Genomic DNA, 14,943 nt, shown 5'->3' on the forward strand with positions numbered 1-14,943 from the left:
CCCTCTCCGCTGCAAGCGGTTAGCTCAGCGCTTTACTGGTCCAGGGGCCGACACCTCATCCCTGCCCTTCTCCTTACAGGAGAAGGGTTCCCCGCGCCCTGGTCCCAGCCGCGACGCCGTCTTCCTTCTCCCGCATGGGAGAAGGTGGCCCGGAGGGCCGGATGAGGGTGTGCCCTTTCAATAGAAAGCGCAGCGGCGCAGTCGCGCTCCAATAACCACCGGCGGGCCCTCATCCCTGCCCTTCTCCCACACGGGAGAAGGGTTCCCCGCGCCTCTCATGCTCACCCTAGTGGCCGCCATGACAGAAAGCGCGTGGAAAGACCCTGGCCTTACCGCCTTCCCCGCCTCTTCGCCTTTCCCTCTCCAGCCCCCAACGGCCGCGAATCCGGCCTTGGGCCCATCTCGTCGAGCGTCGGCTTCTTCGGGCGGGTAACCGGCTTGGCTTCTCCGCCACCCCAGTTATGCGGCCCCATATCCGCATCGGTCGGCTTGCGCGCCCGGCTCGGCAGGTTGGCGTTGGCACCATAGCTGCGCTCGCCCTTGTATTTGCCGGCTGAGGCCTCGACGTCGCCCTGGCGGGCGAGCGGGTCGTCGGAGATGGCGAGCTCGGTCGCCTGGAGGCGCTTGATCTCGTCGCGCAGGCGCGCGGCGGTCTCGAATTCGAGGTCGGCGGCGGCTTCGCGCATGCGCTTTTCAAGATCGGCCAGGGCCGCCTTGAAGTTGTGGCCGACGAGCGGCGTGCCCATGCCGGCATCGACCGTGACATGGTCGCGCTCATAGACCGAGCCCAGGATGTCGCCGATGGCGCGCTTGATCGATTGCGGCGTGATGCCGTGTTCGAGGTTGTAGGCCTCCTGCTTCTCGCGGCGACGCGAGGTCTCGGCCATCGCCCGCTCCATCGAGCCGGTGATGTGGTCGGCATAGAGGATGACGCGGCCGTCGACATTGCGGGCGGCGCGGCCGATGGTCTGGATCAACGAGGTCTCGGAGCGCAGAAAACCCTCCTTGTCGGCGTCCAAAATGGCGACGAAACCGCATTCGGGAATATCGAGGCCCTCGCGCAGCAGGTTGATGCCGACGAGAACATCAAACGCGCCAAGGCGGAGATCGCGCAGGATCTCGATGCGCTCGATCGTGTCGATGTCGGAATGCATGTAGCGGACACGCACACCGTTCTCGTGGAGGTACTCGGTCAAATCCTCGGCCATGCGCTTGGTCAGCACGGTGACGAGGGTGCGGTAACCCTTGGCCGAGACCTCCTTGATCTCATCCAGGAGGTCGGCGACCTGATGTTTTGCCGGGCGGATCTCGACGGGCGGGTCGATCAGCCCGGTGGGGCGGATGACCTGCTCGGTGAAGACGCCGCCGGTGCGCTCCATCTCCCAATTGCCGGGTGTCGCCGAGACATGCACCGATTGCGGGCGCATCGCGTCCCATTCCTCGAAGCGCAACGGCCGGTTGTCCATGCAGGAGGGCAGGCGGAAGCCGTATTCCGCCAAAGTCGCCTTGCGCCGAAAGTCGCCGCGATACATGCCGCCGATCTGCGGCACGGTGACATGGCTCTCATCGGTGAAGACCAGCGCATTGTCGGGCAGATATTCGAACAAGGTCGGCGGCGGCTCGCCCGGCTTGCGGCCGGTGAGATAGCGCGAATAGTTCTCGATGCCGTTGCAGGAGCCGGTGGCCTCGATCATCTCGATGTCGAAGGTGCAGCGCTGGTCGAGACGCTGCGCCTCGAGATAGCGGCCCATCTTGTTGAGCTCGTCGAGGCGGCCGCGCAGCTCCTCCTTGATCGACTTGACGGCCTGGGTCAGCGTCGGGCGCGGCGTGGTGTAGTGCGAATTGCCGTAGACCTTGACGAATTCGAGGTCGGCGGTCTTCTGGCCAGTGAGCGGGTCGAACTCCGAGATCTGCTCGACCTCGTCGCCGAACAGGCCGATGCGCCAGGCGCGGTCCTCATAGTGGGCCGGGAAGAGTTCGATGACATCGCCGCGCACGCGGAAGGAGCCGCGGGCGAAATCGCCAAGGGTGCGCTTGTATTGCAGGGCGACGAGATCGGCGATGAGCTGGCGCTGCTCGATGCGCTCGCCCAGCTTGATGCCGAAGGTCATCGCCGTATAGGTCTCGACCGAGCCGATACCGTAGATGCAGGAGACGCTGGCTACGATGATGACGTCGTCGCGCTCCAGCAGCGAGCGCGTGGCGGAGTGGCGCATGCGGTCGATCTGCTCGTTGATCGAGCTTTCCTTCTCGATGAAAGTGTCCGAGCGCGGCACATAGGCCTCGGGCTGGTAGTAGTCGTAATAGGAGACGAAATACTCGACCGCATTGTCGGGGAAGAAGCTCTTGAACTCGCCATAGAGCTGCGCGGCCAGCGTCTTGTTCGGCGCCAGGATCAGGGCGGGACGCTGCGTCTTCTCGATGACCTGCGCCATGGTGAAGGTCTTGCCGGAGCCGGTGACGCCCAGGAGCACCTGGTCGCGCTCCTGGCGCGAGATGCCGTCGACGAGATCGGCAATCGCGGTCGGCTGGTCGCCGGCGGGCTCATATTCCGAATTCATGCGGAAGCGGATGCCGCCTTCGGATTTGTCGGGGCGCGGCGGGCGATGCGGCGTCCAGGCCTTGCCGGGATCGATGAAGGGGCTGCCGGTCTCCAGCAGCATCTGCAGCGACTGCGCCGTCAGGCTCGCAGCGGTCTCGCCCTCGACGCCGTCAAAGGCGGAATCGGCCTTCTTGCCGATCTTCTTCTTCGGCGCGCCATCGCCGGGGCGCGTTTCGTAACCGGCCTGCGGCGCGTCGGAAAAGCCGGCGGCGCCGCCCGGGACCGCATTGCCGCGGTTGATCGCCGGGTTGAGCAGATCGGCGAGGTAGCCTTCCAGCGGCTTCAATTCCTGGCGCGAGGCCTTGGAATTGGGCGTGCGCGCGCTGGCGGGTTTTTTCGCGGGCTTCGTCTTGGCGTCAGGAGTGGAGGTTTTGGACATGACGGCAATATGGGACGGAAGCCGCCCAAGCGCGAGAGGGACGGGCGCATGGCGGGCCGCACAGCTGACAGGAGATGGCAGGAGGAAAAGGCTGCGCCGTGCGGCGCGCCCTGCCGTACCTTGCGCGCAGAGCCGGTTCCGCATCGAGCAGGATGCGAAAAAGTGGGAACCGGTTTTTCGCATCCTGCTCTGACTCTGAGATCTGAATCCGTCTCTAGAGGCTCGGTCTTGCGCAGGAGGCATTGACTCCCCGAGACGCGCTGCAAGAATGCGGCTATAATACGGCCATTGGGGACCGTTCATGTCGGGACAACACTTCGACGCCGGACGAGACGCGCTCGATTTCATCGATGTGCTGACGCGCCTCAACGACCCGCAGACGATCATCACCTCGCTGCGCGACAAGCTCGCCAGCTTCGGCTTCCACGCCTTCCTGATCACCGGCCTGCCGGAGACCGGCGACAGGATCGCCCCGCTCGTGCTGCTGAATGGCTGGCCCGATGGCTGGTTCGAGCTCTATGTCCGGCAGAACTACGCCGATGACGACCCGATCGCGGCGCATTGCAAGACCACGATGAACCCTTTCGTCTGGGACGAGGTCTATCGCCAGGAGGTCGCCAGCGCGCGCCAGCAGGAGATCATGCGGCGCGCCAGCGACTTCAAGATGGTCCACGGCTTCTGCGTGCCGATCCACAATGAGGACGGCTTCAAGGCCGTCGTCACCATGGCCGGCGACAGGCCCGACCTTTCGCGGCCGTCCCGCTCGGCCATCCACCTGATGTCGCTCTATGCCCATGCCAAGGCCGAGGCCGCCATGCATGGCAACCGGGGCCATTGCCTCACCGTGCGGGAGCGCGAGGTCCTGACCTGGATGGCTGTCGGCAAATCGACCGAGGGCGTCGCGGAAGTGCTCAATATCCGCGCCGGAACCGTCGAGGCGCATTACCAGAACGCCGCCCGCAAGCTCGGCGCCCGGGGCCGCACGCGCACGGTGGTCGAGGCGCATCTGCGCGGCGAGATCCAGCTTTAGTTTATAGCCCGGCGAAAGCGTTGGCACTCCCGGAAAACCGGGATTCCGCCCGGCGCGGATAGGCAGAAAATTCTTCCTCACGCCGCTGGGGAAGAGCACATGATTCACATCATCGACGCCTCCAATCGTCGGCTCTATGCCGACCAGATCGAGGAACATTTCCGCATCCGGCACCGCATCTATGTCGAGGAGCGCCGCTGGATGGAGCTGGAGCGCCCCGACGGACGCGAGGTCGACCAATTCGACACCGAGGACGCGGTCTATCTGCTAGCGCTGAAGGAGGGCAAGGTGATCGGGGGCTCCCGCCTCGTGCCGACGCTCTGCCCGCATCTGATGAGCGAGGTCTTTCCCTTCCTCGCCAATATCCGCGGCCTGCAGCGCGGCCCCGACATCGTCGAATGGACCCGGATCTTCGTGGTTCCCGAGTATCGCGGCCGCGAATCCACCGTGCTGCACAGCGTCCTCGCCGGCATGCTCGAATACTGCCTGGAGCAGAATTTCAGCGCGATCACCGTCGTGATGGAAACCTGGTGGATGCCGCGCTTCCTGGAGCTCGGCTGGGAGGTCAAGCCGCTCGGCCTGCCGACGATGATCGACGGCATGTCCTGCATCGGCACGATGATCAGCGTGACCGAAGAAGCCTGGCGCAACACGCTGGCATTCAAGCGGATTGCGGCCCCGACACTGGTCGACCGGCGGCATGGGCCGCGCATCATCGAGGAAAGGCGAACCAACCATGTTTGACGAGCACAGCTATTCGGCCTTGTCCTCCGAGGAACGGCAAGACCTCGGAAACGCGCTGGCGACCCTGATGACACTGATGGAACGGCACCGGCGCTACACCCCGCTGCTGGAGGTCGCATCCCATTTCGACCTCCCCGACGACCTCTGGCTGCTGACGCAGGTCATGGGCCTGGACGAAGCGGGACGCTCGGCGCTGGTGCAGCTCTTCCTGCTGACCAATGGGGCGGTCCAGGCCAAGCCGTTGAGCCAGGACGCCGTCATGCTGGTGAGCCATGATCTCGGCGCCATCTACGAGCGGACCCGGGACCACGAGCGCGGGGTGGCCTCACCTCACGACGCGTAAAGTCCACTTTCCGAGGCCGGCGGGAAACCCCTCTCCTGTGTTGGTGGGTGGCGAAACCTCGACAGAGAACCCTCTCCTGTAAGGAGAGGGTAGGGTGAGGTGTCGGCCGTTTTCCGCGTGGAGCGCAGCCTTACCGTTGCGTGTGGTTGGCTCGGCTCTTTGCTGGTCAAGGGGCCGACACCTCATCCCTGCCCTTCTCACTGAACTCGGGCTTGCCCGAGTTCAGCACTCAGGGTGTCGAAGTCGGGTCTACCCGACTTCGATGCAGGAGAAGGGTTCCCCGCGCCCAACCTGTCCCTGTTTCAGCCAAGCCTCCATTCCCGCCGCCGCCGCGACGCCGGTGGCGAAGCAGGCCTGCAGCAGGTAGCCGCCGGTCGGGGCTTCCCAATCCAGCATCTCGCCGGCGACGAAGACGCCGGGCAGCGCCTTCAGCATGAAATCGGGGGCGACCGCGCCAGCTTCGATGCCGCCGGCGCTCGAAATCGCGCGCGTGATCGGAGCGAGGCCAGTGAGCGTGAGAGGAGCGGCCTTGATCAGTGCCGCCAAGGCCGCTGCGTCCTCAGGCAAGCGCGGGCTCGCCTCGCGCAGAAGCGCGATCGCAGCCGGCGACAGACCCGCCGCCTTGCGCAGATGATTGCTCAAGGTCTCGCCCTTGCGGCGCTTCGCCAGACGCTCAACCAGGCGCGCCGTCTCCATGTCGGGCCGCAGATCGAGCGTGACCACCGCCCTGCCCTCGCGCAGGATCGCCTCACGCAGCAGGCCCGACAGTGCATAGACCGCACCGCCCTCGATGCCGTCGGCATCGATCATCGCCTCGCCGGTGGCCTGACGCTCACCGAAGCGGATGACGATGCGCTTCAGCGGCGCGCCACTGAAGCGCTCGCGCATCATCGCCGACCAGGCGACGGTGAAGCCGCCATTGGCGGGCAACAATGGCGCGATGGCGACGCCACGAGCCGCGAGCAGCGGCACCCAACCGCCATCGGAACCGAGGCGCGGCCAGCTCGCGCCGCCGAGTGCCAGCAGGGTCGCGCCGGGCCGGATCGTTTCGACCGCGCCGTCGCGGGTCTGGAAGGCGAGCGCGCCGTCGGCGCTCCAGCCGGTCCAGCGCATGCCCGATGCGAGTTTGACGCCCTGCCCCTCCAGCCGACGCAGCCAGGCACGCAGCAGAGGCGAGGCCTTCATCGCTCTAGGAAAGACGCGCCCGCTCGTACCGATGAAGCTGTCGGCGCCGAGCCCATCGGCCCAGTCACGCAAAGCCTGGGGCGGGAAGGCGCGGATTGCCGGTTCGAGCCAGGCCTGCGCGCCGCGATAGCGCGTCAGGAACTGATCCAGCGGTTCGGAATGCGTCAGGTTCAGCCCGCCGCGGCCGGCAAGCAGGAATTTGCGCGCCGGCGAGGGCATGCGGTCATAGACCGTAACGGCGTGGCCGGCGGCGGACAGCCGCTCGGCGGCGATCAGGCCGGAGGGGCCTGCGCCGATGATCGCGATGTCGGATGTCGGCATGGACTCAAACTCCTGCAGCCCGGCTCCGGTTTCGGCTGCCGGACGGCGGCGAGCGGGATCAGGCCTGCGATGTCAGCTCCTTGTGCACGAGGTGCACCCAATAGGTCGAGCCCAGAGCGAGAATATCATCGTTGAAATCATAGAGTGGGGTGTGGAGCAGATTGCCCTTGCCCTCCGCCGCAGTGCCGTTGCCGATGCGGATGAAGGCGCCCGGCCGCTGCTCCAGCATGAAGGCGAAATCATCGGCGCCGGTGTTGAGCGGGATCTGCATCTCCATCTTCTCCGCGCCGACGAGCTCGCTGGCCACGGCCGCCGCGAGCGCCGTCTCTTCGGCCGTGTTGATCAAGGGTGGATAGCGACGCTTGTAGACATAATCGGCGCTGCAGCCCTGGATCGCCGCCACGCCCTCGGCCAGCACGCCCAGGCGCTGCTCCAGAATGTCGCGCACCGAAGCCGAGAAGCAGCGCGCCGTGCCGGTGACGACGACCTCGGCGGGGATGACATTGGGCGAGGAGAAGGCGCCGGCATTGATGTGGCCGACGCTCAGCACCGCCGGTTCGACGGCGGGAACATTGCGGGCGACGATCGCCTGGACGCCGAGGATGAAATTGGCCAGCGCGATCGTCGGGTCGGTCGCGGTATGGGCGCCGGAGCCGCCATGGCCGCCGGTGCCGCGAAAGGTCACGACCCAGGTGTCGCTGGCGGCGAGCATCGGCCCTTGCCTGATGCCGAACTCCCCGGCGCGGCGGCCCGGCTGGTTGTGCATGCCGTAGACGGCATCGACCGGAAAACGCTCGAACAGCCCCTGCTCGAGCATGACGCAAGCGCCGCCCAAGCCCTCCTCCGCCGGCTGGAAGACAAAATGGACCGTGCCGCCGAAATCCCGGTGCTCCGCCAGATAGCGCGCGGCTCCGAGCAGCATGGCGATATGCCCGTCATGCCCGCAGGCGTGCATCTTGCCGGGACTGGTCGAGCGATGCGGGATCTCGCTCTTCTCCTCGATGCGCAGCGCGTCCAGTTCGGAGCGGAGCGCGATGGCGCGCTGCCCGCCGCGCTCGCCCTTCAGCGTGCCGACAACACCGGTGCCGGCCAGCCCCTCATGGGTTTCGATGCCCCAGCCGCGCAGCGCCCGCGCCACCAGGGCCGCCGTCCTGACCTCCTCGAAGGCGATCTCGGGGTGGGCGTGGATGTCGCGCCGAATGGCGATGAGGTCGGCTTCGAAAGCCTTGATGGCGGGAAAAACGGGGCTGTCGAGCACGGTCTCGAATCCTGGCGGGCACATGAGCGGCCAAGATTAGAGCAGTCTCCGATCCAGTTCGATCGTTCAGTTGCTCCCGAGGCTGTTATGAACCAGGGGTCGCAGCTCCCGGACCCGATGCTGGAATGACGCGGCAGCGTCACCCTCGCGCAAAGGTCTCGTCGAAAGCGTAGCCCGCACCGCGCACGGTGCGCAGCGGGTCCTTGGCGTCGCCGGGCGTGATCGCCTTGCGCAGGCGGCCGACATGAACGTCGACCGTGCGCTCGTCGATATAGACGTCGCGCCCCCAGACGGCGTCGAGGAGCTGTGCGCGGGAATAGACCCGGCCCGGCGCCTGCATCAGGAATTCGAGCAGGCGGAATTCGGTCGGGCCGAGATGCAATTCCGCGCCGGAGCGGCGGACGCGCCGCGTCGTGCGGTCGAGCTCGAGATCGCCGGCCGCGAGCAGGCCCGCGACATGGCCAGGCTTGGCCCGGCGCAGCAGCGCCTGGATGCGCGCGATCAGTTCAGGCAGCGAGAACGGCTTGACCACATAGTCGTCGGCGCCGGTGGCGAGGCCGCGCACGCGCTCGGTCTCTTCGCCACGGGCGGTGAGCATGATGATCGGCACGCGCTCGGTGTCCCGGCGCGTGCGCAGGCGGCGGCAGAGCTCGATGCCCGACAGGCCCGGCAGCATCCAGTCGAGCAGGACGAGGTCGGGCGTGTGGTCGCGTAGATGCAATTCGGCATCGTCGCCGCGCGCGACGCTGTCAACCTCGAAGCCCTCGGCTTCGAGGTTGTAGCGCAGGAGCAGCGTGAGCGGCTCCTCGTCCTCGACGATCAGGATGCGTGCGGGCATGTGCGTTTCCGATGACGAACGTTATTGACCAGCCGTGGCCTCGACATTGATGTCGGTGGTGTCGAGCTTGGGGCGATTGAGGTCGAGCGACTCGCCGGTGACGAGATAGTGGATCGTCTCGGCGATGTTGGTGGTGTGATCGCCGATGCGCTCGACGTTCTTGGCGCAGAACAGGAGATGCGTGCAGAAGGTGATGTTGCGCGGGTCTTCCATCATATAGGTCAGCAATTCGCGGAAGAGCGAAGTGTAGAGCGCGTCGATCTCGTCGTCGCGGCGCCAGACCTCCATGGCCTTCTGCTCGTTGCTCGCGGCATAGGCGTCGAGCACGTCCTTGAGCTGGGCCTGGACGAGCCGGCTCATATGCTCGAGCCCGACCACGGCGCGGTGCGGCGGCTGGAACTGGCCGGAGATCGCGACCGCGCGCTTGGCGATGTTCTTGGCGAGATCGCCGACGCGCTCGATATCGGCAGCGATGCGGATCGCCGAGATCAATTCACGCAGGTCGTTCGCCAGCGGCTGGCGCCGGGCGATGGTCAGGACCGCACGCTCCTCGACATCGCGCTGGAGGTTGTCGAGGCGCTGGTCGGCGCTGATCACCTTCTGGGCGAGCGTGGTGTCGCGGCGCACCAGCGCCACGGTGGAATCGCCGAGCATGCGCTCGGACATGCCGCCCATCTCGGCGAGGCTGCGGCGCAGCCCCTCGAGTTCGGCGTCGTAGGAGCGGACGATATGTTCGGTCATCGCGGCGGATCCTCTGGAGGCGAAAACAGGGTTCGACAGTCAGCCGAAGCGGCCGGTGACATAGTCCTGCGTCTGCTTCTTGTGCGGGTTCATGAAGATGGTGTTGGTCGGCGCGAACTCGATCACCTCACCGAGATACATGAAGGCGGTATACTGCGAGATGCGCGCCGCCTGCTGCATGTTGTGGGTGACGATGACGATGGTGAAATCGGTCTTGAGCTGCTCCAGCAGGTCCTCGATCTTGCCGGTCGAGATCGGATCGAGCGCCGAGGTCGGCTCGTCGAACAGGATCACCTCCGGCTTCTGCGCGATGGTGCGCGCGATGCACAGCCGCTGCTGCTGGCCGCCGGAGAGGCCCATGCCGGACATCTTGAGCTTGTCCTTGACCTCATCCCAGAGGGCGGAGCGGCGCAGCGCGCCCTCGACGCGGTCGTCGAGCTCCGATTTCGGCGGCTTCTCATAGAGCCGGATGCCGAAGGCGACGTTGTCGTAGATCGACATCGGGAAGGGCGTCGGCTTCTGGAAAACCATGCCGATGCGCGAGCGCAACTCGTTCACATCGACATCGTTGGAGATGACGTTGCGGCCGTCGAGGATGACCTCGCCGGTGGCGCGCTGCTCGGGATAGAGCGAATAGATGCGGTTGAAGATGCGCAGCAGGGTCGACTTGCCACAACCCGAGGGGCCGATCAGCGCCGTGACGTGACGGTCCCGGAAATCGAGATTGACGTTCTTCAGCGCCTTGTGCTCGCCGTAGTAGAAATCGAGGTTCTTGACCGCGATCCTGACCGGGGCTTCGGCATCGAGCGTTTGCGGGCTCAGTTCCAGCGTCGAAAGCATCGACTTCTTCCTTCAGATCGAACGCGACGAGGGTTCAGGATGGCTGTTCACTTGCTACCGCGCACGATACGGCGCGCGATCAGCGAGAGCAGCAGGATCGAGACGGTGATGATCAGCGAACCGGCCCAGGCGAGCTGCTGCCAGTTCTCGTAAGGGGCGGAGGCAAACTGGTAGATCGTCACCGGCAGGTTCGAGACGCCGCCCGAGAGCGTCGGCGAGAACCAGAAATTATTGTTCAGCGCGGTGAAGATCAATGGCGCGGTCTCGCCGGCGATGCGGGCGAGCGCCAGCAGGATGCCTGTGACCATGCCCGATTTCGCCGCCCGCCAGGTGACGCTGGTAATGACGACGGAGGGCGGGGCGCCAAGCGCCGCACCAGCCTCGCGCAACGGCCCCGGAACCAGCCGCAGCATGTCCTCGGTGGTGCGCACGATGACCGGGATCGCGATGATGCCGAGCGCGACGCCGCCGGCCCAACCGGAATAGCCGCGGAAGGGCTCGACCAGGATGACGTAGACGAACAGGCCGATCAGGATCGAGGGCGCCGAGAGCAGGATATCGTTGATGAAGCGGATCAGATTGGCAAGCTGCGAGCCCTTGCCGTATTCGGCGAGATAGGTGCCGGCGAGCACGCCGATCGGCGTCGCCACCGCGATGCCGAGGAAGGTCAACACGATCGAGCCGACGATGGCGTTGGCAAGGCCGCCGCCCTCGGAACCGGGGCCGGGCGTGACCTGGGTGAAGGTCGCGAGCGAAAGCCCGCCGATGCCCTTCACGATCAGCATGCCGAGGATCCAGAACAGCACGAAGATGGCGAGGAAGGTGAAGCCGGTAGCAATCAGCTTCATCGCCCTGTCGGCGGTGCGGCGCGCGGGGCGCACGCGGCCCCATTCGGCATGGGGCGTCTGGGATGCGGTGGAGGGTGTCGTCATGCTCATGATCGGCCTGCCTTATCAGTAGGTCTTGACGCGCGAGACGAGAATGCGCGCGATGACGAGGACGACGAAGGTGACGAAGAACAGGATGCAGCCGAGCGCGATCAGCGCGTTGAGCTGCAGGCCGAGCGCCTCATTGAACTCATTGGCGATGCGCGAGGCGATGGTCGAGCCCGGATCCAGGATCGAGGCCGAGAGCCGGTTGGCGTTGCCGACGACGAAGGTCACCGCCATGGTCTCGCCGAGCGCGCGACCGAGGCCGAGCATCACCGCGCCGATGATCGAGACGCCGGCCTGGGGCACCAGGACATGGCGCACGACCTCCCAGGTGGTCGCCCCGATGCCGTAGGCGCTCTCACGCAGCACGGAGGGGATCTGCTCCAGCATGTCGCGCGTGATCGAGGCGATGAAGGGGATGATCATGAAAGCGAGGATGATGCCGGCGGTGAAGATGCCGAGCCCCGAGGGCGAGCGCGAATACAGCACCGTGCCGACGATTGGCAGACCTTCGACGATGTTGGAGAGCGGCACCTGAACATAGGCGGCGAAGAGCGGCACGAAGACGAACAGGCCCCACATGCCATAGATGATCGAGGGCACGGCGGCGAGCAATTCGATGGCGGTCGCGACCGGCTGCTTGAACCAGGGCGGGGCGAGCTGCGTCAGATAAACCGCAATGCCCAGGGAGAGCGGCACGCCGATGACGAGTGCGATCAGCGCGGTCGAGAGCGTTCCGACGATGGCCGGCCAGGCGCCGTACTGGTCGTTCTGGGTATCCCAGACGCTGGAGGTGATGAAGCCGAAGCCGAATTCGCGGAAGGCCGGCCAGCCGCCAACGACCATCGACAGCATGATACCGGCGAGCAGCACCAGCACGAACAGCGCAGCCAGGAAGCTGGCATTGCGGAAGACGATGTCGAACGTGCCCTTGGGTGTCTTGCGCAGCGGCGCAGCAGCAGCGGGCATCGTCTGGGTCACGGCGGTCATCCGCGGGGCTCCGGTAGCGTTGGTTGTCCGTCATTCCTGGGCGGAGCGAAGCGCAGACCCGAGAAGTCCGGGGCTGCGCCTCCTGAATGAGATGGCCGGGTCAAGCCCGGCCATGATGGCGAGCGATCAGAAGATCGGCTTGCCGGAGTTGTCGACGACGCCCTTCCAGGCAGCGCGGACCATGTCCTTGACGTTGCTCGGCAGCGGCACATAGTCGATGCCGGTCGCGAGCGCGTCGCCGCTCTTATAGGCCCAGTCGAAGAACTTCAGCGCGGCCTGCGCCTCTTCCGGCTTCTCGGGCTTGGCATGGATGAGGATGAAGGTCGCCGAGGTGATCGGCCAGGCCTGCGCGCCCTTCTGGTTGTTCAGCGAGATGCCGAAACCGGGAGCCTCATTCCAGTTGGCGTTGGCGGCAGCGGCCTGGAAGGCCTTGTCGTCAGGGGCCGGGTAGTTGCCGTCGGCGTTCTGGACCAGAGCGAAGGCGAGCTTGTTCTGCTTGGCATAGGCGTATTCGACATAGCCGATCGAGTTGGCGACCTGCTTGACCGAAGCCGAGACGCCCTCATTGCCCTTGCCGCCGATTCCGACCGGCCACTGGACCGACTGGTTGGCACCGATCTTGGTCTTCCAGTCAGGCGAGACGCGCGACAGATAATCGGTCCAGACGAAGGTCGTGCCCGAGCCGTCCGAACGATAGACCGGGTTGATGCTGGCGTCGGGCAGGGTCAGGCCGGCGTTGAGCGCGGCGATCTTGGGGTCGTTCCACTTCTTGATGTCGCCGAGATAGATCTCGGCGATGAGCTGGCCCGTGAGCTTCAGCTTGCCGGCCTCGACGCCGGCGATGTTGATCGCGGGAACGACGCCGCCCATCACGGTCGGGAACTGGATCAGGCCTTCCTTGGTCAGCTCCTCGCCCTTCAGCGGGGCGTCGGTGGCGCCGAAGGCGACAGTCTTGGCCTTGATCTGGCGAATGCCGCCGCCGGAGCCGATCGACTGGTAGTTGAGACCGATATTGGTCTCCTTCTTATAGGCTTCAGCCCATTTGGCGTAGATCGGGAAGGGGAAAGTCGCGCCGGCGCCGGTGATGTCGGCAGCCTGGACGGCGCCGGACAGACCGATCGAAGCGGCCGCGAGAATGAGAATTTTGCGCATTGAGATGTCCTCTCTGGATCGCATGTTCAGCGGCCCCGTCAGAACACCTTCTGTGTGACAGACAGATGACATCCTGTCATCAAAGCTGTCACAAACGATCTCCCAGAGCGCAGTTGCATTGGCACCACAAGCGGTAATATGGCACCTATCGGCGCAACGTTTGGCAGCCGCGGGGTCACATTGGCATTTCAATGCCCGTGTTGCGCGAACCTCAAAACGGACAACCTTTTGGGACCTGTCGCATTTGCACTGATTGCGATTGCACGACCGGGTTCAATGGCCGAGAGCATCGGCTGATGAAAAGCGAGGCGTAGTGTTGCCGCGATTGTAGGAAGAGTTCGAGGGCCAACGGTCCCGCACCAGCCGAGCCAGTGCAATCCCATCCAGTGACGCGGGCATGTCGATGTCGGTGATGACGATCCGAATATCCGGCCTCTTCGTCAGGATATCGACGGCGTTCTCGGCAGCGACAGGTAACGCCTCGCCTTGCATCGAGCAGAAGCCACTCTCGATCTAGACGAAGGGCGTTGACGAGCGAATTCAGCCTCAGGCGCCAAATAGCGCCGAGGCATTTTTGCAAGACGGAGAACAGAACCCGGGGCATCTTTCGTGGGAAATGTACCACGAGAGCGGCCGAACTCCGGCAGGCGGATCGTTCGGCGCAACCTGCATCAAGAGCGATATCGAACGATACTCAGGTCTTCGCCTCGACCAGCTTGTCCTGTGTCCTGGTGTCGAAGTCGCCGGCATCGTGACGTTCGTGCAACTGGCCGGAGAGATCGCCCGAGGTGCGGTTGACCTTGCGGCCGCGCGCCACGGCGGGCCGTGCCAGGAGCTGGTCGGCCCAGCGCATGACGTTGGAATAGCCCTGCACCGAAAGGAACTCCGCCGCCCCGTACTGCCAGCCCTTCACGAGCCCGCCATACCAAGGCCAGATCGCCATGTCGGCGATGCTGTAGTCCTTGCCGGAGATGAATTCATTGTCGGCAAGCCGCCGGTCGAGCACATCGAGCTGGCGCTTCACCTCCATCGCATAGCGGTTGATCGGATACTCGAATTTGGCCGGCGCGTAGGCGTAGAAATGGCCAAAGCCGCCGCCGAGGAATGGGGCGGAGCCCATCTGCCAGAACAGCCAGGAGAACGTCTCGGCTCGCGCAGCCGGCTCCGCCGGCAGGAACGCGCCGAACTTCTCGGCGAGATGCATCAGGATCGCGCCGCTTTCGAAGATGCGTATCGGCGTCGGGCCGCTGCGATCCATCAGCGCCGGGATTTTGGAGTTGGGATTGACCTCGACGAAACCGGAGCCGAACTGGTCGCCATCGCTGATTTTGATCAACCAGGCGTCGTATTCGGCGCCGGCAACGCCGAGCGCCAGCAACTCCTCCAGCATGATCGTGACCTTCTGGCCGTTCGGCGTGCCCAGCGAATAAAGCTGCAGCGGATGCTTGCCGATAGGCAGCGCCTTCTCATGCGTCGCGCCAGCGATCGGCCGATTGATATTGGCGAAGGTGCCGCCGCTGGCCTTGTCCCAGGTCCAAACCTTGGGCGGAACGTAGTCGGTTTTGTCGGTCATGATGCGTGCTCCAGA

Annotated in this window: 14 protein-coding genes; 3 read left to right on the forward strand and 11 right to left on the reverse strand. The window is 65.2% G+C overall.

The annotated features are described in order from the left end of the window. Positions 1 to 329: 329 nt before the first annotated feature. Positions 330 to 2,981: an excinuclease ABC subunit UvrB gene (uvrB, locus tag BMZ97_RS15500; protein WP_092170996.1), complete on the reverse strand. Its 2,652-nt coding sequence runs from the start codon at positions 2,979 to 2,981 to the stop codon at positions 330 to 332. A gap of 301 nt (positions 2,982 to 3,282) precedes the next feature. Between uvrB and BMZ97_RS15505 the strand changes: the two genes are divergently transcribed. The 3 genes from BMZ97_RS15505 to BMZ97_RS15515 all read left to right on the forward strand — a co-directional run bounded on the left by BMZ97_RS15505 (position 3,283) and on the right by BMZ97_RS15515 (position 5,098). After that, positions 3,283 to 4,011, forward strand: a complete 729-nt coding sequence (locus BMZ97_RS15505; RefSeq protein WP_092170999.1) for a helix-turn-helix transcriptional regulator — start codon at positions 3,283 to 3,285, stop codon at positions 4,009 to 4,011. A gap of 99 nt (positions 4,012 to 4,110) precedes the next feature. Further along, positions 4,111 to 4,755: an acyl-homoserine-lactone synthase gene (locus BMZ97_RS15510; protein ID WP_092171001.1), complete on the forward strand. Its 645-nt coding sequence runs from the start codon at positions 4,111 to 4,113 to the stop codon at positions 4,753 to 4,755. Next, a complete protein-coding gene (locus BMZ97_RS15515; RefSeq protein WP_092171004.1) occupies positions 4,748 to 5,098 on the forward strand; it encodes a hypothetical protein in 351 nt (116 codons plus the stop codon). Before BMZ97_RS15510 ends, BMZ97_RS15515 begins: the two co-directional genes overlap by 8 nt. A 249-nt stretch (positions 5,099 to 5,347) precedes the next feature. Here BMZ97_RS15515 and BMZ97_RS15520 read toward each other — a convergent pair whose 3' ends face one another. The 10 genes from BMZ97_RS15520 to yghU form a co-directional block, all read right to left on the reverse strand. Beyond that, positions 5,348 to 6,604: a TIGR03862 family flavoprotein gene (locus BMZ97_RS15520; RefSeq protein WP_092171007.1), complete on the reverse strand. Its 1,257-nt coding sequence runs from the start codon at positions 6,602 to 6,604 to the stop codon at positions 5,348 to 5,350. 58 nt (positions 6,605 to 6,662) lie between these two features. Beyond that, positions 6,663 to 7,862, reverse strand: a complete 1,200-nt coding sequence (locus BMZ97_RS15525) for an amidohydrolase (protein WP_244546421.1) — start codon at positions 7,860 to 7,862, stop codon at positions 6,663 to 6,665. A gap of 139 nt (positions 7,863 to 8,001) precedes the next feature. Next, complete coding sequence (gene phoB / locus BMZ97_RS15530) at positions 8,002 to 8,700, reverse strand: phosphate regulon transcriptional regulator PhoB (RefSeq protein WP_069689660.1); 699 nt, start codon at positions 8,698 to 8,700, stop codon at positions 8,002 to 8,004. Between the two features lie 21 nt (positions 8,701 to 8,721). Next, a complete protein-coding gene (gene phoU / locus BMZ97_RS15535) occupies positions 8,722 to 9,441 on the reverse strand; it encodes a phosphate signaling complex protein PhoU (protein ID WP_092171012.1) in 720 nt (239 codons plus the stop codon). A gap of 39 nt (positions 9,442 to 9,480) precedes the next feature. Further along, positions 9,481 to 10,281, reverse strand: coding sequence for a phosphate ABC transporter ATP-binding protein PstB (gene pstB / locus BMZ97_RS15540; RefSeq protein WP_092171015.1), 801 nt, complete (start codon positions 10,279 to 10,281; stop codon positions 9,481 to 9,483). Positions 10,282 to 10,328: 47 nt separating this feature from the next. After that, positions 10,329 to 11,213 carry a phosphate ABC transporter permease PstA gene (gene pstA, locus BMZ97_RS15545; RefSeq protein ID WP_092171519.1) on the reverse strand — a complete coding sequence of 295 codons (885 nt, stop codon included), beginning with the start codon at positions 11,211 to 11,213 and terminating at the stop codon, positions 10,329 to 10,331. Positions 11,214 to 11,234: 21 nt separating this feature from the next. After that, positions 11,235 to 12,203 carry a phosphate ABC transporter permease subunit PstC gene (gene pstC, locus BMZ97_RS15550; protein ID WP_092171017.1) on the reverse strand — a complete coding sequence of 323 codons (969 nt, stop codon included), beginning with the start codon at positions 12,201 to 12,203 and terminating at the stop codon, positions 11,235 to 11,237. A 126-nt stretch (positions 12,204 to 12,329) separates the two neighbouring features. Further along, positions 12,330 to 13,355 carry a phosphate ABC transporter substrate-binding protein PstS gene (pstS, locus tag BMZ97_RS15555; protein WP_092171019.1) on the reverse strand — a complete coding sequence of 342 codons (1,026 nt, stop codon included), beginning with the start codon at positions 13,353 to 13,355 and terminating at the stop codon, positions 12,330 to 12,332. A 273-nt stretch (positions 13,356 to 13,628) separates the two neighbouring features. After that, positions 13,629 to 13,847, reverse strand: coding sequence for a response regulator (locus tag BMZ97_RS31270; protein WP_175525571.1), 219 nt, complete (start codon positions 13,845 to 13,847; stop codon positions 13,629 to 13,631). A gap of 202 nt (positions 13,848 to 14,049) precedes the next feature. After that, the gene (gene yghU, locus BMZ97_RS15565) at positions 14,050 to 14,928 is read right to left on the reverse strand and encodes a glutathione-dependent disulfide-bond oxidoreductase (protein WP_092171021.1); all 879 of its coding nucleotides are present in this window, start codon (positions 14,926 to 14,928) and stop codon (positions 14,050 to 14,052) included. Positions 14,929 to 14,943 lie beyond the last annotated feature (15 nt).

The sequence above is a fragment of the Allobosea sp. OK403 genome (assembly GCF_900113835.1).
Taxonomy (GTDB): Bacteria; Pseudomonadota; Alphaproteobacteria; order Rhizobiales; family Beijerinckiaceae; genus Allobosea.